The organism is Sphingomonas sp. Leaf208 (assembly GCF_001421415.1).
Taxonomy (GTDB): Bacteria; Pseudomonadota; Alphaproteobacteria; order Sphingomonadales; family Sphingomonadaceae; genus Sphingomonas.
Window position 1 is genome coordinate 196,073 of the sequence record NZ_LMKH01000001.1, and the last position, 19,001, is coordinate 215,073.

Here is a 19,001-nt window from a genome sequence, read left to right on the forward strand (position 1 = left end):
TCGTCGGCGCAACGCTGGGCGTCTAAGCGCTCGCGATGCGTTCGCTTCTCCACCGTATGACGTCCCGGCAGGCGGACTCCGCCAGAGCTGGAGCAAGACGCGGCGATCGGTCGGGGTTATGGCTGGTGCTGGCGAACCTCGGCCACCTGCTCGGCGGTAAGGCGGCGGCGGGCGTCATGAGCCTTGTCTACCTGGTGCTCGTCACGCACCGGCTGGGCGCGGCCGATTACGGCGTGCTGGTGCTGGTCAACGCCTATGCCGTGCTAATCGGCAGCGTCCTGGCGTTCTCCGGTTTTCACGGCGTGGTGCGGTATGGCGGGCTCGCGCTGGAGGCAGGCGATCGGGCCGGGTTCGCGCGGATCGTCCGGTTCATGGCGGTGATCGAGCTCGGCTGCGGCGCCATAGCGGTCGTCGTGGCCGCGTTGCTGGTGCCGCTGATCGGACCACGGCTCGGCTGGTCGCCCGACACGATCCGGATTGCCATTCCCTATTCGCTCGCGGTGATCGCGACGGTCCGCGCGACTCCACAAGGACTGCTGCAGATCGCCGACCGGTTCGACCTGATCGGCATCCACCAGGCGGTGTCGCCGCTGATCCGCCTAGTCGGCGCTCTGGGAGTCTGGTTCGCGGGCGGCGGGTTGATCGGCTTCATCGCGGTCTGGCTCGTCGCTGCCGTCGCCGAGGGTCTGGCGATGTGGGGCTTCGGCTGGGGCGCGTGGCGCAAGCTCGCCGCCGGCGAGCGGTTGCGCGGACCGTGGCGCGGCACTGCGCGCGATACCGACGGGCTCAAGCGCTTCATCCTCATCACCAACTTCGACATCACAGTCCGGGAGCTCGCGCCGAACCTCGCGCCGTTGACGGTCGGCTGGTTGCTCGGGCCAGCGGCGGCAGGATTGCTCGCATTGACGCAGCGCGCGACGTCGTTGCTCGCCCAGCCGACGGTGCTGCTGAGCCAGGCGAGCTACGCCGTGCTCGCCGCCCAGGTCGCGCGCGGTGATCTGAAGGCGTTGCGGCACACGGTCTGGCGCAGCGCGGGACTGGCTCTCGCAGTAGCGCTGCCGATCGTTCTGGTCCTTGCCTTTGCGGGCAACCGCCTGCTCGTGACGCTAGGCGGCGCGAGCTTTGAGGGCGGCACGGTCCTCTTGATCCTCATTGCCGGCGCGCGGGCCGCGGGGCTCGCAAGCGCACCATTAGCCTCGGGACTGACCGCGCTCGGGCTGCCGGGCCGCTCGATGACCATCGGCCTCGTCACCAGCCTCGCGCTTTACCCGCTGCTGCCCGCGATGCTGTGGGCGTTCGGGACCGACGGGGCAGGGTGGCATGCGCTGCTCCAGAACGGTGTCGCGATCGTCGCGCTGGCGGTGCTGTTCCGCCGCGATGCGAAGGCCGACCCGGCGTGACGCTCGGCGGGCTGCGTGCCGTATTCCTCGCCGAGCGTGCGATGCTCCTCCGGTTGCTCGTCGCGCGGTTGGGCAGCGTCGAGGAGGCGGAGGATGCGTTGCAGGATCTGTGGCTGAAGCTGGAGACGGTGACCGGCGGTCCGATCGCCGAACCGCTCGGCTACATCTGCCGGATGGCGAACAACATCGCGGTCGACCGCCGCCGTCGCGCGGCGCGGCGGGCGGACCGCGACACCGGCTGGCTCGAGACTCAGGCGACCGCCGACGAACATCCCGATGCCGAACGCGCGTTGATCGCGCGCGAACGGCTCGGTCGGGTCGAGGCGACGCTCGCCGGCCTGCCCGATCGCGTCGCGACCGCGTTCCGGCTCTACCGGTTCGAGGACCTTCCGCAGAAGGCGATCGCCGAGCAGATGGGGATCACCGTCAGTGGCGTCGAGAAGCTGCTGCACCGCGCGTACCTGCGAATTCACTTGCAACGGAGCAATTCCGGTGCGGATATCCCGCAGGCAGGACGTCTCACTCATGAGGAGGACCAGCGCGATGGTCGGTGAGTGGGGCAAGGACGGCGATTACGGCCCGGGTTACGGCGAAGACGCCGCGGCCGAGGCGGTCGCGTGGCACCTCCGCTTGGCGACTGCCGATGGAGGCGCATGGACGGCGTTCGCCGACTGGCTGGAGGCGGATCCTCAGCACGCACGCGCCTATGACGCGCTGGCGGTCGCGGACGCGGAACTGACCGACGCGCTGAGCCCGCCAGACTGGTCGCAGGCGATCCCCCCGGTCGCCGCCAATGACGACCGACCGACACCGCGGCGGCGCTGGGTGATGGGAGCCGTCGGCGGACTGGCGGCCGCGGGGATCGTCGGCGTCATGCTGCCGCTGGAAAACCCGTCAAAGACGGCGGCACGGATCATCGAGACACCCGCCGGGGTTCGCCGCAGCGTAACGCTCGCCGACGGCAGCCGTATCGACCTGAACGGCGGCACCAGGCTAGCGGTCGACGACGGTAATGCGCGGCTGGTCACGCTGGAACGCGGCGAGGCGATCTTCCGGGTCACGCACGACGCCGCGCATCCCTTCGTCGTCCAGTCGGGGACGATGCGGTTGCAGGACGTCGGCACCGTCTTCAACGTCGCGCGCGTCGGTACGCATCTCGGCGTTCAGGTTGCCGAGGGTGCGGTGATGTTCCAGCCTGAACAGGAACGCATCATGCTGACCGCGGGTGCGGCACTGTCGCATGTCGATGGCGGCGCGCCGCGGATGTCGGGTATCGCGATCGACGACGTCGGCAGCTGGCGTAAAGGCCGGCTGGTGTTCCAGCAGACGCCGGTGCGGCTCGTCGCCGCAGCATTGGAACGCAACACCGGTACGGTCGTGCGCGTCGCACCCGGACTGGCGGAAACGCGATTCACCGGATCGATCGGCGTGACGGGCGGTGCCGACAGCCTGATTCCTCGCGTCGCAGCGCTGATCGGTGCTCGAGCGGAGCATGTTAATGGCCGCTGGCGTCTGGTTGGGGGCCATGCCGGTCCGTAAAATCAACCTGGCCGTATCGCTCATCGCCGCCACTCTTTTTACGCCGTCGCTGTCTACGCCCGCTGATGCAGCGGAGCGCCGGGCGCTCGCCGTTGCGCCGGGGCCGCTCGATCGCGCGATCGCGGTGCTTGCGCAGCAGTCGGGCGTAGACATCGGCAGTGCGGAGCCTGGATTGTCACGGGTCATGACGCGGGGGGCGAGGGGCCGACTAACCGCGGCCGCAGCCCTCGACCAAATGCTCGCAGGCACCCCGTACACCGCGCAACGGCTTGGCGGAGGCAGCTTTAGGATCGTTCGTCGCGCCGTCGTCCGGCAGCCAGTCGCACGCGAACGCCAACCGAAACGCCCCCTGACGCCACCGCCGGTCGAAGTGTCGCCCGAAATCATCGTCACCGCGACCAAGCGCGCGACGTCGCGACTACGCTTTCCCGGCGCGCTCACCATCCTGCGACCGGCAAGCGCCGTGAACATCCGCAACGATGCCGCGAACGGCATGGACGAGGCGATCGCCGCGACGCCGATCCTGCAGAGTACGGCGCTGGGTGCTGGTCGCAACAAGCTGTTCATTCGCGGGGTCGCGGACAGCAGCTTCACCGGACCGACGCAATCGACCGCCAACGTCTATTTTGGCGAGGTGCCGGTCGCGTATAACGGTCCCGAACCCGGCCTCAACCTGTACGACGTCGATCAGGTCGAAGTGCTCGAGGGGCCGCAGGGCACGCTGTACGGCGCAGGCGCGATCGGGGGAATCGTCCGGCTGGTGCCGCACGCGGTGGATCTGTCAGGGGTGTCGGCCAATGTGTCGGGCGGCGTCAGCGCGACCAAGTCGGGCGATCCGGGCGGCGATATCGCCGGGATGGTCAACATACCGATCAAGGCTGGCGTCGCTGGCGTACGCGCGGTCGGCTACCGGGTCGTCGAAGGTGGCTATATCGACGATATCCGCCGCGGCCTGCGCAACGTCAACCGCGTTGCGACGACGGGCGGACGCCTGGACGTACGTGTCGTTCCGGCAAGCGGGTGGACGGTCGACGCGGGCGTCGTGATCCAGGATTTGACCGCCCCCGACCTGCAATATGCCGAGCGCGGAATGGGATCGCTCTCTCGCGCGTCCCTGCTGGCGCAGCCGTTCAGCCAGCAATATTTCCTCGGGCGTGTCGTGGTCGACAGGCGTTGGGAGGACGGGCTGCACCTCGTTTCGGCGACCGGGTTCGTCCACCGCGATGCGGAGAGCCGGTTCGACGCCACGCGGCCGATCCGTCCGAACGCGCCAATCGCCTATGACACGGACGAACGCAGCCGCTTGTTCTCGCACGAGACACGGCTCTCCCGCGCAAAGCCGAACGGCGCCGGTTGGCTGGTCGGCGTCGCGCTGATCCACGCGCGCGATGCCTATGCGCGCAAATACGGCGAGCCCGACAAGCTGCGCGACATCGTCGGCGTCACCAATCGCACGCTCGACGCAGCGGTGTTCGGCGAGGCGGGGCTCGCGATCAGCCCGGCGTTGACGATCACCGCGGGGGCACGACTGACGCATCAGCGCACCGACGGTGATCCGATCGCCAAGCTCAAGACGACGACATACATCCGCGGACTAAGTTCGACGCGCCTCGATCCGACGCTCGGCGTATCCTGGCTGCTGACTCCGACGCTGGCAGCGTATGCGCGCTACCAATCGGGTTTTCGGACCGGCGGGATCACCGTAGCGCCGGGCGTCGGACGCGTTACCGACCTTGTTCGCGATACAATCCATGTTGGAGAGATCGGACTGCGCAAGGAGCGGCATGGACCGCTTGGGCTTTCCGCATCGATGGGTGCTTCGCTGACCGACTGGCGGCATATCCAGGCGGATCTGGTCGACAAATCCGGCTTTCCATTCACCACCAATCTCGGCAACAGCCATATCTATGGGCTGGAGGCGAGCGCCAACTGGGTGCCGCTGTCCGGCTTGAAGATCGACATGGCGATGTTCCTCAACGAGACGCGCGTCACCGATCCCGATCCGGCATTGCGTCGGCAGGTCGGCGCCCGACTGCCCAATACACCGCCGTTCGCAGTGTCGGGGAGCGTCGGCTATGATTGGTCGATCGGCACCGATGCGCGCGCCAGCGTCGATGCGGGTTGGCGGTATGTCGGCCGATCGACCGTCGGCACGCAGGCGCCGCTCGACGTCTCGCAGGGCGAATATGGCAGCGCGCACCTTGGCGGCACGTGGACGCGCAACAACGTTCGGCTGACCGCGACGGTCGAGAACGTGTTCGACGTGAAGGGAGACCGCTTTGCAGGCGGCAACCCATTCGCGCTCGCCGCCCGAAACGAATACACGCCGTTGCGCCCGCGCACCTTTAGGCTGGGCGGCTCGATAGGCTGGTGATCGCTCAGCGGATCGGCTGCAACGATCCGCCTTGCAGGTAGGTGAGGGTGACCGGCACGACCGTCGTACCCGATCCGACACGCACCTGTACGATCTTCGGATCGGGTTTGCGCGAGAACAGCATGTCGAACAGCGTGACGTGCGGGTTGCCCGACGCCCCGCCGCCGTCACTGCGGTCGGTCTTGTCGTTCGCGTTGATGTCGTGGCGTACGTCGACTGCATAGACGCCCGGCCGATCGACCGGCATGCAGATCGCGACCCGGCCTTCGCGCGGCGTCGGAACTTCGGTGCGCAACAGAGTCTTTTTCTTGTCGAAATAGGTCGAGGGCGATCCCCCGAACGTGCGGACACGAACGGTTCCGGTTCTCGCCTTGAACCCTTCGACAACGACCAGCATCGCCGGATGGGTGCTACCCGCCATGCATTTCTCAGCATCGGGACCGATCGGTTTCAAACCGGCGTTGGGCGTCATCGACAACGCCGCGATATAGAGGGCAATCATGGTTCGTGGCTTTCGGCTCTTTCGGATCGGGATGCAACGTTAGCGCGTCGTACCCGGATCGGTGGACGCACCGCTCGTTACAGGACTACCGCATTTTCAATATCTTATGGCGGACAGTTCGTATCGTCAGAGAGAACCTCGCGCATGTCGAACATGACGAATTTCTCACGGAACACGGTGGCGGCTTGGTCGGTATTTCAGGTCTTCATGCAGTGCTTTCAAGGATACCGCCATGCGCTTCATTACCCTGCTCGCTCTTCCGCTCCTCGCCATGACGGCGTCGCCCGTACTGGCGAAGGGCTGCATCCGCGGCGCGGCGGCCGGCGGCGTTGGTGGGCATTTCGTCGGCAAGGGACACGCGGTTGCCGGTGCCGCCATCGGATGCGTCGTTGCGCATCATCACTACGCCAAGCAGGCGCGCGCACAGAAAGCCGCCGCCCGCGCGCACGGCTGATGATCAAGGGTCGCGGACGGTATGCCGCCCACGACTTTTCTCTGTGGTCAGCGGCTATAGCGTGCGATCAACGCGCGCCGGAGCATGCGGTCCTCAAGCGAATAATAGAGTGCGATACGGTCGCCCTTCGCGGCGGTGGACGCGGCGAACGCGATATCTGTCGCTTCGCGGCTTAGCGCGGGTGGCGGCACGAGCATCGGTTCCAACCCGCGCCCCGTGACCCGCGAGAGATCGGGACTAAAGCTGATCCAGCCAATCCGCCACCGTGCGTCATGCGTCGCGCCGTTGTAGAACATTACCGGGTCGGCGCCCTCCGCCTGCCAGATCGGCCCGGTCGACAGGTGCCAATTGTCCCAGCTATCCTCACGGATACCGAACGGATCGGGCAGCACGGTCCATGGGCCCTTCGCAGTGGGTCCGTTCGCCATGCCGATCCGCGACGCGCCATCCGCGGCGTATTCGTAGAACAGCCGCCAGTCGCCAGCACTCGTCTGCACCAGCGTGGCTTCCTTGATGTTGCCCTCGCCCGGCGGCGCCTTGAGGACCAGATCCTCCTTGACCAGCGCCGTCAGGTCGCGGCCGGCAGCGAGGATCATGCAGCCTTGCGAACGGTCCGCATCGACGCCGGTGTAGTAGATCAGGTATTCGTGATCGGGCGTCACCAGCACGGTCGGGTCCTCGCATCCGCCCATGTCCTCCGCGCCGGGGCCGGGGGTGATCGCAAGCCCCGGATCCATCGTGAACGACAGGCCGTCGCGACTTTCGCCGCGGGCGATGATCCCCGTCGGGTCCTGCGGTCCGAGCGGATGGGGAACGCCGCGGACCAAGATCCGGTACAGGTCGCCTTCCTTCCAGACGAACGGGCTCATCAGGTCCATGCCGTCGATCACCGAATTGGCCGAGATCGCGACGGTGTCGAGTTGCTCGACCGCGTAGGTGACCATCACGCGCCCTGTGCAACGGTCAGCGACAGCGCGCCGTCGATCGTCACCGTCGTGCCGGTGATATAGTCCGCGGCGGGCGAGAGCAGGAACGTCACCAGCGACGCCACCTCGTCGGGCCGTCCGGCGCGCTTCCAGGGGATCGCGGCCTCCTTGGCGGCGAGTTCGCCCGGATGATCGAGCGCGGACTGGTTCATCGGCGTCAGGATCATGCCCGGTGCGACACCGTTGACCGCGATGCCCTTCGGCGCGAGTTCGAGCGCCAGCGTCGCCGTCAGTTGCGACAGGCCGCCCTTAGCGGAGTCATAATCGACGCCGCCGGGTCGCGGCGCGCGTTCGTGGATCGACGAGATGTTGACGATACGGCCCTTGGTATCCTTGGCTTCGAGTGCGCGGACCATGCGGCGGCAGGTCAGGAACGGGCCGTAGAGGTCGGAGCGGATGACCCGGTCGAACTGCGCCAGTTCCATGTCCACCAGCATCACGCCACTCATGTTGAGGCCCGCGGAGTTGACGAGCAGTGTGACCGTGCCGAACGCCGCTTCCGCCTGTGCGAACAGGTGTTCGATCGCGGTTTCGTCGCCGACGTCGGCCTGGACGGCGATGGCACGGTCGGTGCCGCCGATCGCCGCGCATATCGCCTGCGCCGCCGCCGCGTCCTTGAAATAGGTGATGACAACGCGCGCGCCGGCCTCGCCGAGCGCCTTGGCGCAAGCGGCGCCGATGCCGGATTCACCGCCGGTAACGATGGCGATTTGATCGTTGAAGATGGTCATCCTTCCCCAACAGGCGATGCCACCCCGAGTTGCAGGAAATGGCGGGATGACGCGCTTTTCACCTCTTCGTCATGCAATCCGAAGTCCGCTGGTCAATGCATCGAGCAGCGCATCAACCTTCGGGCTCAGTTGACGTCGCCGGGGCCACACCAGATGCAGGGGAAGCCCCGCCGTCGCCAGTTCGGGAAGGACCTCGACCAGGTCGCCACGCGCGAGTTCGTCCTCGATCAACCAGGTCGCGAGTTGCGCGATACCGAAACCGGCCTTGACCGCTCCGACCTGGGCCTCCGCGCTGCCGAGGATGATCCGGCCATCCATCGCGCGCTCGTCGATGCCACCAGCGCCGTCGGTAAAGCGCCACTTGATCGTGCTGCCGTCGCCGCGACCGTACAGGATGCAGTCGAACCGTGCGAGATCGTCCGCGGATGCCGGTGTCCCACGCCGCGCGAGATAGGTCGGAGCGGCGCAGATTATGACGCGCTCGCTGCCGAGATAGCGATGGCCGAGATTGTCCGGCCAGGGCTCCGACGCGCCGATCCGGATCGCGACGTCGATGCCCTCCTCGACGATGTCGATCTTCCGATCGGTGAAGGTGATGCTCGGGCGTAAATTCGGATGGCGTTCGGCGAAGGCGAGCAACAGCGGCATCGCCTGCATCCGCCCGAACGCGATCGGCACGTCGACCTTCAGCCGGCCGACGATCTCCGATCGGTGCGCCGCGAGCACGGCTTCGGCGTCGGCGAGATCCTCGAGCACGCGGACGCAGGTCTCGTAGAAGGCAGCACCGACGTCGGTCAGCGTCAGGCGACGGGTGGTCCGTTCGAACAACCGGCTACCCAGCCGCGCCTCCAGCCTGGCGACGCTCTTGCTGATCGCCGAGTTGGTCAGGTTCATCCGCACGCCGGCCGCGGTGAAGCTGCCGGCGTCGGCGGTACAGACAAAAGCTTCGATGCCCTTGAGGCGTTCGGAGGGGATCATGCGGGTCCATTCTGGAATTATTGTCCCGCCATACGCGAAAAAATGCCGCAGGACGTCGCTTTTCGTCGCGCGTAGAGACGGAAGCTACAGGAGTTTGCCAATGTCGTCCCCCGTTCGTCCCATCGCTGCCGCGCCGCCCGGTGCAAAATCCGCCGGGCATGGCCTTGCCGTGCTGCTGCTGGCGATCTCCGCCTTCGTGATCGTCACGACCGAATTCATCATCGTCGGCCTGCTCCCGAGCCTGTCGCGCGACCTCGGCATCTCGATCACCGTCGCGGGGCAGCTCGTGACGCTGTTCGCGTTCACCGTGATGCTCGCCGGGCCGTTCCTGACCGCGATGCTGTCGCATTTCGAGCGCAAAAAGCTGTTCGTCGTGATTCTCGTGATCTTCGCAGGCGCCAACGCTCTCGCCGCGGCCGCGCCGGACATCTGGGTGCTGGGCGTCGCGCGGTTCCTACCGGCCCTGGCGCTGCCGGTGTTCTGGGGCACGGCGAGCGAAACTGCGGGCGAACTCGCGGGGCCTGAGAAGGCAGGCAAGGCCGTCGCCAACGTCTATCTCGGTATTTCCGGCGCGATGGTGCTCGGCATTCCGCTCGGTACGCTCGCATCGACCGCATTCGGCTGGCGCGGGACGTTCTGGGGATTGTCGGGACTGTCGCTGCTGATGGCGGTGCTGTTGCTCGTCGTGATGCCGACGCTGGCCCGCCCCGCGCGCGTCAAGCTGGCCGAACAGGCGCGCATCCTGAAGGACCCGTATTTCCTCGGCAACGTCGTGCTGTCGGTGATCGTCTTCACCGCGATGTTCACAGCCTATACCTATCTCGCCGACACGCTGGAGCAGATCGCGCATATCCCGGCGGGGCAGGTGGGCTGGTGGCTGATGGGCTTCGGCATCGTCGGTCTTGCGGGCAACTGGCTCGGCGGACAGTTCGTCGGTCGCGGGCCGTTGCTGGTGACGGCGATCACGGCGCTGGTGCTGGCAGTCGGCATGGCGGCAACGACGTTGGTCGCGGGATCGCATGCCTGGCTCGCGGTAGCGTTGGCCGTCTGGGGCATTGCCAACACCGCGCTCTACCCGATCTGCCAGGTCCGCGTGATGCAGTCGGCGAGCCACGCGCAGGCACTGGCCGGGACGCTCAACGTGTCGATGGCCAATGCCGGCATCGGTCTCGGTGCGATCATCGGCGGCTCGGTGATCCAGCATCTCGGGCTCGGCGCGGTCGGCTATGTCGCCGCCGCGATCGCCATACTCGCGGTGCTTGTCACGCCGGTAGTCGACCGGCTGAAGACCCAAAGCATCGCGTAACGATCTGGTTTCGTGCGGGAATTTACGCACCCGCACGGACCCTGCATTCTATCTTCGCGCGTTCGACCCTTCCGTCATCAGGAACCCAGTCATGCCCAAAGCCTCGACCACGACCGACTATGCACAGCGCGATGCCAGCATCGTCATCAACAGCTACACGACGGTATTGCGCCGTCCCCGCGTGCCGCACGACGTTTTCGCGACCTATTGGCGCGACGTTCATGGCCCGCTGTGTTCGCGCATTCCGGGGCTCGGCTGGTACGTCCAGAACCACCTGAGCCGCGAGCAGGACGCGCATCTCTGGCCGGCGATCGACGGTATCGCACCGTTTGCGGACTATGAACTCGATGGCGGGGTCGAGATCGGCTTCGCCTCGAAGGCGGATCAGGACGTCTTCAACGCCGCGAGCCACATCCTGTTCGCCGACGAACAGAACATGTTCGCCGCCACCGTCGCCTATGCGCTGCCGAGCGGATCAAGCACGCTGGTCGACCGGATCGCGGATCCGATCCCCAACGGCGACGACGGCTTCGACCGTATCCACGTCCATTTCGGCGCGGCAACCGACGATGCGGACGCGTTTGGTACGTTCATGACCGAGTTTGCCCGGACGCTTGCCGCTGACCCTGCGGTGCTGAAACTGCGGCTGCACTTGCCGGACCGCTACGACAATGCCGAGCCCGCGCCGCCTGCACCCAACGTCGATCATCTCGTGCCGGCCGAGCGTACACTGATCGCGGTGATCGAATTGGCATTCGAGAGCCCGCTCGCACGCCGCGCATTCTTCGAGTCTGACATTTTCGTCGGGACGCAGGCTGCGCAAAAAGCGAACATCGCGCATGTCCAGGCGTTCGCAGTGAGCGGCGTCTACACCTATGTCCGCGACAAGCAACTGACGACGGCAGGCCTGCGGGGCAGCCGTCAGGCGCAGTTGATCGAACGGCTCGGCGCCAACAATCAGGTCGCCGACGACGTGCGTCACCTGATGCATACGGGCTCGACCGAGTAGCGGATCAGGCGTGCGGGAGGTCGTCGGCGATCGGCGCGCCGATGGTGACGCGGAGGCCGGGATCGTTGTCGGCCTCCTCGATCGTGCCGGACAGCCGCGCGACCATGGACGTGAGCATCCGGGACCCGAACCCGGTCCCGGAACTCGCCTTGCCCCGACCGCGGTCGGCGACGATCAACCGGAAGCGGTTGCGATGCTGTTCTAGCGCGATCGTGATCGGTCCCGACGCGCCCGCATAGGCATATTTGTTGGCGTTGATCACCAGCTCGGTCAGGATCAGCCCGACGCTGACCGCACGATCGGTGGAGATCAGGATCGGCGCGAGCTCCAGCTCGATCTGGCCGCCCCATGACTTGTCCATCGTCGATTTGATCTCCGTGCAGAGGTCGCCGATGTACCGCGCCAGATCGACCGCCTGGACGTGCTCGTCGGAATGCAGTCGGCGGTGGACCATCGCGACAGCAGAGAGCCGTCGCTGCGCCTCCGCCAGATGCGCGGTCAGGACGTCGTCGCCGACCGCTCGCGCCTGAAGGCCGAGAAACGCGGAGACGAGTTGCAGGCTGTTCTGGACGCGGTGATGGACCTCCTTGATGAGATAGTCCTTCTGCAGCAACAGGCTCTCATTGTCGGCGATCGTCGCGGTCAGCTCACGGTTCACCTCGAACAGGCGACGGTTCTGGCGGGCGTCGAACATCGTCCGCTTCAACCGGCCAGCGGCCTCGATCTCGAACAAGGTCCACGGAACTGATCGGCCGCGAACCGCCTCGCTCCAGCTTTCGAACGACGCGCGGGGTGTCAACGGGATGTGAGGATCGACGCCCAGATCCTTGTGCGGGTTGCCGGCCCAGTTCATCACCTCGATCTGCTCGGCACGAAACCAGATCAGGATCGTCGGCTCGTCGGTCGACATCGTCACCGCGAGAACGCCGCTGGCGAGATCCTGGAAACCGGTGGCGGCGGGCAGTTGTTCCGACAGGCGATCCGTCGAGAAGGGCAGCGCCCGGCCGAGATCGATCACATGAGCGGCGACCGCGCGGATGTCGTCGTGCCGCGGCGAGCGGCCGGCGACGAACAACTCGGTCCCGCGAACCGCCGCGAAACTGTCGGCGCCCAGCATCCGGCACATGTCGTCGCCCGCAGTCGCGAAGAAGCCGGCGAGCGAGATGTCGCTGCCGAGCCGAAGCACGACCGCGTCCTCCGCGGTACGGAGGCGAATGCGCTCGCGGTAAAGCTCGGCATCCTCCTTCGCGCGGATCTGGCGGGCAAGGCTCCCGGCGAGCGCACGGCAGGCCATGCGGACATGCAGTGGCAGGAACTTCGGTGTCGGATGGTGGCAGGCGACAAGGCCCCACAGCGCACCGTCGCGGACGATCGACACCGACGCCGACGCCGCGACGCCCATGTTGGCGAGATATTGCAGGTGGATCGGCGATACGCTGCGCAGCGCGAGATCGCTCATGTCGAGCGGCGTCGAACCGGCTGGACGGAGCAATGCGGGTTCATAGGCTATGTCGGGGATGATGCGGACGCGGTTCCGAACGTACAGCGCGCGTGCCTGTTTCGGGATGTCGGACGCCGGGAAATGCTGATTGAGGAAACTGCCGAGCGCGGGATCGCGGTCCTCGGCCAGGACGACCCCGGCGTCATCGTCGAGAAAGCGGTACAGCATCACCCGGTCGAACCCGGTCAACTGGCGAAACGTTCTCGCGGCGCGTTCGCACAGTTCGCGCAGGCCGAACGCCTGTTCGAACGTTGCCGCGGCTTCCTCCATCTCCACCAGAACGTCGATCGGGGACGGCATCGCTAGGGGGGCGGGCTCGAGTTCGACGACGATGGTGTTCGACACGCGGTGCGCAATCGCGTCGAACGGCGTTTCGGTGCCGACGATCCGCGCGAGCACGACCGTGCTGGCGTTGGGCTTGGCCGCGAGTTGCGCGGAGACAGGTTGGCCGAGCAACTCGTCGAGGTTCGCGCCGAGCCAATGCGGAGCCAGCAATTTTTCGATGTCGCCCGCGCCCGCCATGATCTTGAACGTGCAGGCGTCGGCGACGAGGACGAGGCCGTGCGGCTGGATCGATCCTGGCCGGTGGATCGGTTCGCGGTCGCAGGCGGAAACGTCCGGGCCGTGCGACCGTGCACCGCCGTCTATCGCCTCGGGCAGGGAACCAGGCATGGCGGGTGCAATCCAGACGGAGGCGATCCGACACCGCGATGAGCCGTATCGTTACGCTAACGATACAGAAGCCGTCGGTTCGATCTTGTCAACGACCTGGATCAGCCGGAAGTAGTTATTGCGTTATCGATACCGAACTAGCGCCACAGTCTTGAGTTTCCATTATACGCTGGGATCGCTGGACTATCGTGCGAAGCAAGCGTCCATTGCCACGACCCGCGCTGCGCCGTCGGTGTGCGTCGCATCACCTGGATAATAGCGCATCGTTCCGCCCAGCTTCGACAGTTCGTCTCGGGTGAGCCAGCCCTGGATCTTGCCCTGTTGTACCGCCCAGCAATCCGCGGCGGCCTCACCCGGACCGAAGATCTGGTGCGCGCATTCGTGCGTGTACCAGAAGAGTTGCTGTGCGCGCGGCAGGTCGAGGACACGCGGGTGGAGGATGATGCGGCCCTTGTACGCGGCGGCGATGTCGTTGATCGGCTGGATCATCGTATCGACCGGTCCGCAGGTCGCACGGTAGCCGGCGAGCAGGAGCGCGCCCGGCAATACCACCGTCTGCGCGGCCGAGGGTTGCGGGATGACTGCGAGCAATGCCGCGGCGGCGCCGGCGAGAAGATTTTTGAACATGACTATCCTGGCCCCGCGAGGCGCGAGGACGAGCAAGAGCAGATTTGGGGAAGCGTTGGTGGGTCGAGCGTCCGGCGCGCGACCCGCGAGCGCCTACCGAAAGCGTTCGGTCTGCCGGTCCTTGATCCGCTGGGGGATGCGCTGGTTCTGCGCTTCGGTCGCGACCGCCAGGGTGGTGTGCCCGCCGGACCAAAGTCCAGCGCCCACGAGAAATCTCGGGTTCATGAATAGTCTCCGCCGATGTCGTTCAATCGCGTCACCCAGGGCTCACGCCGGCAGCGGAGCGGGGGATGTTCCCGAACTCTTCGGTAGGTGCGACTTATGCGCATCCATGAGGGCTGCGGTTCGCGATGTAGTCGCGCAACCGGCCTAACCTATGTTGGTCGTACAGGATAAACGTCGGTTATCTGATAAGGATGCACGTTGTACGAAACTTAACCTGCTTTATAGATCCAAGTCATAATCCATATCGTGATTCTTGTGAGTATTGCGGACTTTATGACTAATATTGAAAGCCTGGGCGCCAATTCGTACGCACGATCCACCGATCGTCGCGATGGTCAAAGCGAAGCGCTCGGCAGGGCGAACTCTGCCGAGCAGGTGCGCGATCGGATCCTTTGCTATCCCGGCGTGGTCCGCATGCCGGCGAACGGCATGGAGCTTTATATCGTTCGCGATTTTCTCACGCTCGACGAATGCGCCGCGGTGATCGCGCTCATCGAGGCCAATCGCGTGCCCTCGCCGGTCGTGGGCGATGCCCCGGTGTCCCCGCACCGCACCAGCGAGACGTGCTACCTCTATCCCGGACCGGCGCCCGTGACCGTGGTCGAGAGCAAGCTCGACCTGCTGACGGGACTCGAGCCGCGCTACGGCGAGGCGTTGCAAGGGCAGCGTTACGCCGTTGGGCAGGAGTTCAAGCCGCATCACGACTTTTTCGATACCGAACAGCCTTATTGGCTGGATCAGGTGACGATGGGCGGCCAGCGGACTTGGTCGGCGATGACCTTCCTCAACGAACCCGAGGCAGGGGGGCGGACGAACTATCCGACTGCGGGGGTGATGATCGCGCCGAAAGCGGGCAATCTGGTGATCTGGAACAACATGGACGAGTATGGCGCGCCGAACCTGGGGTCGCTTCACCAAGGCATGCCGGTCGAGCAAGGCGTGAAGTACGTCCTGACGAAATGGTACCGCGAACGGCCTTGGTGCCAGTGACGTAACGTTTGATCCTCCCCCGCAAGGGGGAGGTGGCGCCGAAGGCGACGGAGGGGGAGGGCACGATCAGGCCCGTTCCGTGTCCTCCCCCTCCGTCTGGCAAGCGCCAGCCACCTCCCCCTGGCGGGGGAGGATCAGGCGTCAGTTTGGCACGGCGAACACGGTCCGGAGCGGTTTCGTTTCTGGCAGAATATAGACGATTCCGACGGTGCCGGTGAACAACGGCTTCACCACATCGTCGTAAAATCCCGGCGGCACGTTGACGCAGCCATACGAGATCCGGTTATCGCTCGGCGTCGCCGATGCGAGCCGTCCGGCGCGATCGTCGACGCGGCGCCCTTTGATCACACGGTGCAGCGACAGCGCGGCATCATAGTCGATCCACAGGATATCCTGTTCGAAATCGCGCCCGAGCGAGGCCTGGAAGCGACCGGCCGGCGTGGTGCGCTCCGCGGGCGTAATCGTCGCTAGCTTGCGCTGGCCGATACCCGGCACGCTGGCGTCGCCGCGCGCCATCCCGAGCAACGCCGGTGCCCGCCCGCGTAAATTGCCGCTGCCATCGAACGCGAGCACGACCGCATTCACCTTGTCGATCACGACGAACGGCAGCGCGTGATTGTCGTGCGACGTCGACACCCAGTTCACCGTGTCGCGCACGTCGTCGGACGTTGCCACGCCGCCGAACCGGCCGGCATCGTCCGGCGCCGCGGTCGCGACAATAGCAGCCGGCGCGGGGGACGCCGCGATGCCCGGTGCCGCCGCGCCGCTTGCAACGATGCCCCAGCCTAGCAGTGCCTGCCAGCGCGAAAACCAGCGAGCGGGCGCCGAGACGCGACGCCGCACGGTCCCGATCATGTCAATGACGCGCCTGCTTCCGCGGATAATTGGGCACGGCTGGCGTGTTGGGCGGCGTAGGCTGCACGAACGGGCGTTCGACGACCGGTTGCACGACCTGCGGCGTTTCGGGCGTTTCTACGATCACGGTGCCGGGCCGTTCTGGCGTCGGATACGTCACGCCACCCTCGACCACCTCGATCGTCGGCGGCGTCGGTACGCGCACCGTCACCGGCGGAACCTCCAGAAACGGCCTCGTAGCATTGGGCAGGTTCGGAACAGGAGTAAGGGGCGGCGTCGGGGTTGGCGACGGCGTGGATACTGGTGGAGGTGCCGGAGCCGGAGCCGGAGCCGGAGCCGGAGCCGGAGCCGGAGCCGGAGCCGGAGCCGGAGCCGGAGCCGGAGCCGGAGCAGGCGCTGGAGCCGGAGCAGGCGCTGGGGCAGGCGCTGGTGCAGGGGCAGGCGCAGGCGCTGGTGCAGGGGCGGGCGCTGGTGCCGGGGCTGGCGCTGGCGCTGGTGCCGGGGCTGGTGCCGGAGCAGGCGCTGGTGCCGGAGCAGGCGCTGGTGCCGGAGCAGGCGCCGGTGCTGGAGCGGGCGCTGGTGCCGGAGCAGGCGCTGGTGCCGGGGCAGGCGCTGGTGCCGGAGCGGGCGCTGGTGCTGGAGCGGGCGCCGGTGCTGGAGCCGGGGCGGGCGCTGGTGCCGGAGCTGGAGCTGGTGCCGGAGCAGGCGCTGGTGCTGGAGCGGGCGCCGGTGCTGGAGCCGGGGCGGGCGCTGGTGCCGGAGCTGGTGCCGGAGCAGGCGCTGGTGCTGGTGCCGGTGCCGGTGCGGGTGCCGGAGCAGCCGTAATCGTCCCCGTCGTCCGGAACCCGGCGACGCAGCACGAGCTCGCCAGCGCATATTGATCCGCGTTCGCGCCGGTCAGCGTGTAGCCGCTGAAGCTGACGCCGATGCCCGTGCCTTCGCCGGTGCTGTCGAACGTCGCGGTCGCGTTCGGGCCGGCGACCAGCGATACGCCGGTCGGCGTGCCGGAGGTGCCGTTGGTGTTGAACCCGCTCAAGACCGCCGCATTGGTGCCGTCGGCGACCTTCTGCGCGGTCGGGAACAGCAGCATCCGCTGCGTGATCGCCGCGCCCTCGGTCAGGACGAACTCGGTCGAGAAGTCGGTCGGCGTGGTGTACGAGACCGGGTTGTAGTTGATCGACACCGGCGCCGCGGTGACCGTGGTCGGCGGCGACAGCGCGGAGAACACGATAGTGCCACCGTTGACGCCGGGGCCAGTGCCGTCTGACCCTGCGATCAGCGTGAGGCCTACCGGCAGGCCGAGGCTCTGCGCGGGGATCGTCGTGCCGCGGGTCAGCGTCACCGCGGCGTCGATCATCACGTCATGCCCTGCGCACAAGGCGATGTTGCCGTCGGTTGTCGTGATCGCGTGGAACACCTGCACGTTGCGCCCGGCGTTGAGCAGGATGCTGCCGTTGGTCGTGGTCAGGTCCGCGTTGACGTTCACGTCGCGGCCACAGCAGGCGACAATGTTGCCGTTGGTCGCGGTGATCGGCGCGTTGATGTTGACGTCGCGAAACGCGTTCATCGTCAGCGTGGTCGGCACGCCCGACGCGGTCCAAGCTACCGCGTCGTTGACGAAGATGTCGCCATTGCCGGTGGTCGTGTCGCCCGCCGCGGGGATCGTGCTGATCGTGATGCTGGTCGTGACAAGCTGCGCCGACAGCGTCGAGCCAGAGATATTGCCGCCTGCGCCGATCACGTAATCCTGCGGATCGATCAGCCACATGCCCGTCGCGCCGGACCGCGCGAAGGTCGAGACCTTGGCGCTGTCCGCAACGTTGACGGTCGCCGCCGACGTCTCGATGAAGCCGCCATTGCCGCCGACCGGCGCGCTGGCGTCGAGCGTGCCGGCGAGGCTGACCGTACCGGTCTTCATGTCGCCGAGCAGCAGGATCGTGCCGCCGCGGTTCTGCAACGTACGCGCCTCGACGATGCCGGTGTTGTTGACCGCGGTGTGGAGCAGGTCGCCGGCCCCTTGCGCGGTCATCACGACCTTGCCGCCGTCGGCGCGGATCAGCCCGCCGTTGCGGACCAGCGCGCCGACCGCACCCTTGTCGACCGCGACGTTGAGCAGCCCGTCACCCGCGACGTCGAGCGTGATCGCTTCGCCGCCCGCCAGCACGACGGTGCCGAAGTTCGCCTTGATCGTGCCGCCGTTACCGACGTTCGCGCCGAGCAACGCGACATAGCCATTCTTCGCGGTGATCGTGCCGTCGTTCTGAACGCTCGCACCGCTTGTCCCTGCGAAACTGTTCTTGCCCGCGAGGAAATCGGCGTCGGAAATATTCAGCGTCGAGGCCACCAGGCCGCCGACGTTGACGTTGGCGGTCTGGCCGAACAGGATGCCGTTCGCGTTGACCAGGAACACCTTCCCTTTCGCGGACAGGTTGCCGAGGATCACCGAAGGGTCCGCGCCGAGCACGCGGTTCAGCGCGACGGAGCTGCTGGTAGGCTGCTCGAAGACGACGCTCTTGCCCGTGCCGATCGAGAAGGACTGCCAGTTGATCGCCGCGCGGTCGCTAGTCTGTGTCACGGTCAGCGACTTCGTGCCGGTCGCGATGCTCGCCTGGCCCGCGACGACTTCGCCACCGGTCGGCAGCGTCTGCGCCTCGACCGGGCGCGCCGCCACCGTGCCGGCGAGGCTGAACCCGATCAGCCAGGCAAACCGCGCGAGGCCGGTCGTGCCGAACAAGCCGCCGCGCTTGGTGCGCGTGACGGTGGGAGCTGGGCGACTGGTATTTCTGATCGACGAAGGGATGGGGGTCATGTGCGGTATCCTCGGTGGCGGCCGATGGCCGCTGAATTTCGGG

At 66.6% G+C, this 19,001-nt stretch carries 17 protein-coding genes; 8 read left to right on the plus strand and 9 right to left on the minus strand.

Annotated elements, in window-relative coordinates; genetic code table 11:
- Nucleotides 1-35 precede the first annotated feature (35 nt).
- The 4 genes from ASE69_RS00750 to ASE69_RS00765 are packed head-to-tail and all read left to right on the plus strand — an operon-like array spanning nt 36 to nt 5,313.
- Complete coding sequence (locus ASE69_RS00750) at nt 36-1,400, plus strand: lipopolysaccharide biosynthesis protein (RefSeq protein ID WP_235517875.1); 1,365 nt, start codon at nt 36-38, stop codon at nt 1,398-1,400.
- Nucleotides 1,397-1,954: an RNA polymerase sigma factor gene (locus ASE69_RS00755; protein ID WP_235517877.1), complete on the plus strand. Its 558-nt coding sequence runs from the start codon at nt 1,397-1,399 to the stop codon at nt 1,952-1,954. Before ASE69_RS00750 ends, ASE69_RS00755 begins: the two co-directional genes overlap by 4 nt.
- A complete protein-coding gene (locus ASE69_RS00760) occupies nt 1,926-2,939 on the plus strand; it encodes a FecR family protein (RefSeq protein ID WP_082452754.1) in 1,014 nt (337 codons plus the stop codon). The genes ASE69_RS00755 and ASE69_RS00760 overlap by 29 nt, the downstream gene beginning before the upstream one ends.
- The gene (locus ASE69_RS00765) at nt 2,926-5,313 is read left to right on the plus strand and encodes a TonB-dependent receptor domain-containing protein (protein ID WP_162236820.1); all 2,388 of its coding nucleotides are present in this window, start codon (nt 2,926-2,928) and stop codon (nt 5,311-5,313) included. The genes ASE69_RS00760 and ASE69_RS00765 overlap by 14 nt, the downstream gene beginning before the upstream one ends.
- A gap of 4 nt (nt 5,314-5,317) precedes the next feature.
- On the opposite strand, the gene ASE69_RS00770 is transcribed toward ASE69_RS00765, so the two are convergent.
- Nucleotides 5,318-5,815, minus strand: a complete 498-nt coding sequence (locus ASE69_RS00770) for a DUF2141 domain-containing protein (protein ID WP_235517878.1) — start codon at nt 5,813-5,815, stop codon at nt 5,318-5,320.
- A gap of 232 nt (nt 5,816-6,047) precedes the next feature.
- Between ASE69_RS00770 and ASE69_RS00775 the strand changes: the two genes are divergently transcribed.
- Nucleotides 6,048-6,269 (plus strand): hypothetical protein, encoded by a 222-nt coding sequence (locus ASE69_RS00775; RefSeq protein WP_056481571.1) that lies wholly within the window; start codon nt 6,048-6,050, stop codon nt 6,267-6,269.
- Nucleotides 6,270-6,316: 47 nt separating this feature from the next.
- Here the strand turns inward: ASE69_RS00775 and ASE69_RS00780 are convergent, their stop codons facing one another.
- The 3 genes from ASE69_RS00780 to ASE69_RS00790 form a co-directional block, all read right to left on the minus strand.
- Nucleotides 6,317-7,213, minus strand: coding sequence for a glycosidase (locus ASE69_RS00780; protein WP_056482905.1), 897 nt, complete (start codon nt 7,211-7,213; stop codon nt 6,317-6,319).
- Entirely contained in the window at nt 7,213-7,986 is a 774-nt protein-coding gene (locus tag ASE69_RS00785) for an SDR family NAD(P)-dependent oxidoreductase (RefSeq protein ID WP_056481574.1), read from the minus strand. Before ASE69_RS00785 ends, ASE69_RS00780 begins: the two co-directional genes overlap by 1 nt.
- A 69-nt stretch (nt 7,987-8,055) precedes the next feature.
- Nucleotides 8,056-8,964 (minus strand): LysR family transcriptional regulator, encoded by a 909-nt coding sequence (locus ASE69_RS00790; RefSeq protein WP_056481577.1) that lies wholly within the window; start codon nt 8,962-8,964, stop codon nt 8,056-8,058.
- A 100-nt stretch (nt 8,965-9,064) separates the two neighbouring features.
- Between ASE69_RS00790 and ASE69_RS00795 the strand changes: the two genes are divergently transcribed.
- Together ASE69_RS00795 and ASE69_RS00800 are read left to right on the plus strand one after the other, a co-directional pair.
- Nucleotides 9,065-10,270 (plus strand): MFS transporter, encoded by a 1,206-nt coding sequence (locus tag ASE69_RS00795; protein WP_056481580.1) that lies wholly within the window; start codon nt 9,065-9,067, stop codon nt 10,268-10,270.
- A 91-nt stretch (nt 10,271-10,361) separates the two neighbouring features.
- Nucleotides 10,362-11,279, plus strand: coding sequence for a hypothetical protein (locus tag ASE69_RS00800; RefSeq protein WP_056481583.1), 918 nt, complete (start codon nt 10,362-10,364; stop codon nt 11,277-11,279).
- A gap of 4 nt (nt 11,280-11,283) precedes the next feature.
- On the opposite strand, the gene ASE69_RS00805 is transcribed toward ASE69_RS00800, so the two are convergent.
- The 3 genes from ASE69_RS00805 to ASE69_RS23170 all read right to left on the minus strand — a co-directional run bounded on the left by ASE69_RS00805 (nt 11,284) and on the right by ASE69_RS23170 (nt 14,304).
- A complete protein-coding gene (locus ASE69_RS00805) occupies nt 11,284-13,452 on the minus strand; it encodes a histidine kinase dimerization/phosphoacceptor domain -containing protein (RefSeq protein ID WP_056481586.1) in 2,169 nt (722 codons plus the stop codon).
- 183 nt (nt 13,453-13,635) lie between these two features.
- Nucleotides 13,636-14,079 (minus strand): hypothetical protein, encoded by a 444-nt coding sequence (locus ASE69_RS00810; RefSeq protein WP_056481589.1) that lies wholly within the window; start codon nt 14,077-14,079, stop codon nt 13,636-13,638.
- A gap of 93 nt (nt 14,080-14,172) precedes the next feature.
- The gene (locus tag ASE69_RS23170) at nt 14,173-14,304 is read right to left on the minus strand and encodes a hypothetical protein (protein ID WP_268795396.1); all 132 of its coding nucleotides are present in this window, start codon (nt 14,302-14,304) and stop codon (nt 14,173-14,175) included.
- 273 nt (nt 14,305-14,577) lie between these two features.
- Here ASE69_RS23170 and ASE69_RS00815 point away from each other — a divergent pair, with 273 nt between their 5' ends.
- Nucleotides 14,578-15,294 carry a prolyl hydroxylase family protein gene (locus ASE69_RS00815; protein WP_056481592.1) on the plus strand — a complete coding sequence of 239 codons (717 nt, stop codon included), beginning with the start codon at nt 14,578-14,580 and terminating at the stop codon, nt 15,292-15,294.
- Nucleotides 15,295-15,435: 141 nt separating this feature from the next.
- Here the strand turns inward: ASE69_RS00815 and ASE69_RS00820 are convergent, their stop codons facing one another.
- Together ASE69_RS00820 and ASE69_RS00825 are read right to left on the minus strand one after the other, a co-directional pair.
- Nucleotides 15,436-16,149, minus strand: a complete 714-nt coding sequence (locus ASE69_RS00820; RefSeq protein WP_235517881.1) for a L,D-transpeptidase — start codon at nt 16,147-16,149, stop codon at nt 15,436-15,438.
- Nucleotide 16,150: 1 nt separating this feature from the next.
- Complete coding sequence (locus tag ASE69_RS00825) at nt 16,151-18,958, minus strand: filamentous hemagglutinin N-terminal domain-containing protein (protein ID WP_056481595.1); 2,808 nt, start codon at nt 18,956-18,958, stop codon at nt 16,151-16,153.
- Nucleotides 18,959-19,001: the final 43 nt, after the last annotated feature.

Bases quoted from the DNA above. Each gene is read 5' to 3' on its own strand.
- ASE69_RS00770 (WP_235517878.1), bottom strand. From the start codon at position 5,815: ATGATTGCCCTCTATATCGCGGCGTTGTCGATGACGCCCAACGCCGGT.
- ASE69_RS00815 (WP_056481592.1), top strand. From the start codon at position 14,578: ATGACTAATATTGAAAGCCTGGGCGCCAATTCGTACGCACGATCCACC.
- ASE69_RS23170 (WP_268795396.1), bottom strand. From the start codon at position 14,304: ATGAACCCGAGATTTCTCGTGGGCGCTGGACTTTGGTCCGGCGGGCAC.
- ASE69_RS00820 (WP_235517881.1), bottom strand. From the start codon at position 16,149: ATGATCGGGACCGTGCGGCGTCGCGTCTCGGCGCCCGCTCGCTGGTTT.
- ASE69_RS00780 (WP_056482905.1), bottom strand. From the start codon at position 7,213: ATGGTCACCTACGCGGTCGAGCAACTCGACACCGTCGCGATCTCGGCC.
- ASE69_RS00795 (WP_056481580.1), top strand. From the start codon at position 9,065: ATGTCGTCCCCCGTTCGTCCCATCGCTGCCGCGCCGCCCGGTGCAAAA.
- ASE69_RS00760 (WP_082452754.1), top strand. From the start codon at position 1,926: ATGAGGAGGACCAGCGCGATGGTCGGTGAGTGGGGCAAGGACGGCGAT.
- ASE69_RS00785 (WP_056481574.1), bottom strand. From the start codon at position 7,986: ATGACCATCTTCAACGATCAAATCGCCATCGTTACCGGCGGTGAATCC.
- ASE69_RS00765 (WP_162236820.1), top strand. From the start codon at position 2,926: ATGCCGGTCCGTAAAATCAACCTGGCCGTATCGCTCATCGCCGCCACT.
- ASE69_RS00810 (WP_056481589.1), bottom strand. From the start codon at position 14,079: ATGTTCAAAAATCTTCTCGCCGGCGCCGCCGCGGCATTGCTCGCAGTC.
- ASE69_RS00775 (WP_056481571.1), top strand. From the start codon at position 6,048: ATGCGCTTCATTACCCTGCTCGCTCTTCCGCTCCTCGCCATGACGGCG.
- ASE69_RS00790 (WP_056481577.1), bottom strand. From the start codon at position 8,964: ATGATCCCCTCCGAACGCCTCAAGGGCATCGAAGCTTTTGTCTGTACC.
- ASE69_RS00800 (WP_056481583.1), top strand. From the start codon at position 10,362: ATGCCCAAAGCCTCGACCACGACCGACTATGCACAGCGCGATGCCAGC.
- ASE69_RS00750 (WP_235517875.1), top strand. From the start codon at position 36: ATGCGTTCGCTTCTCCACCGTATGACGTCCCGGCAGGCGGACTCCGCC.
- ASE69_RS00825 (WP_056481595.1), bottom strand. From the start codon at position 18,958: ATGACCCCCATCCCTTCGTCGATCAGAAATACCAGTCGCCCAGCTCCC.
- ASE69_RS00805 (WP_056481586.1), bottom strand. From the start codon at position 13,452: ATGCCTGGTTCCCTGCCCGAGGCGATAGACGGCGGTGCACGGTCGCAC.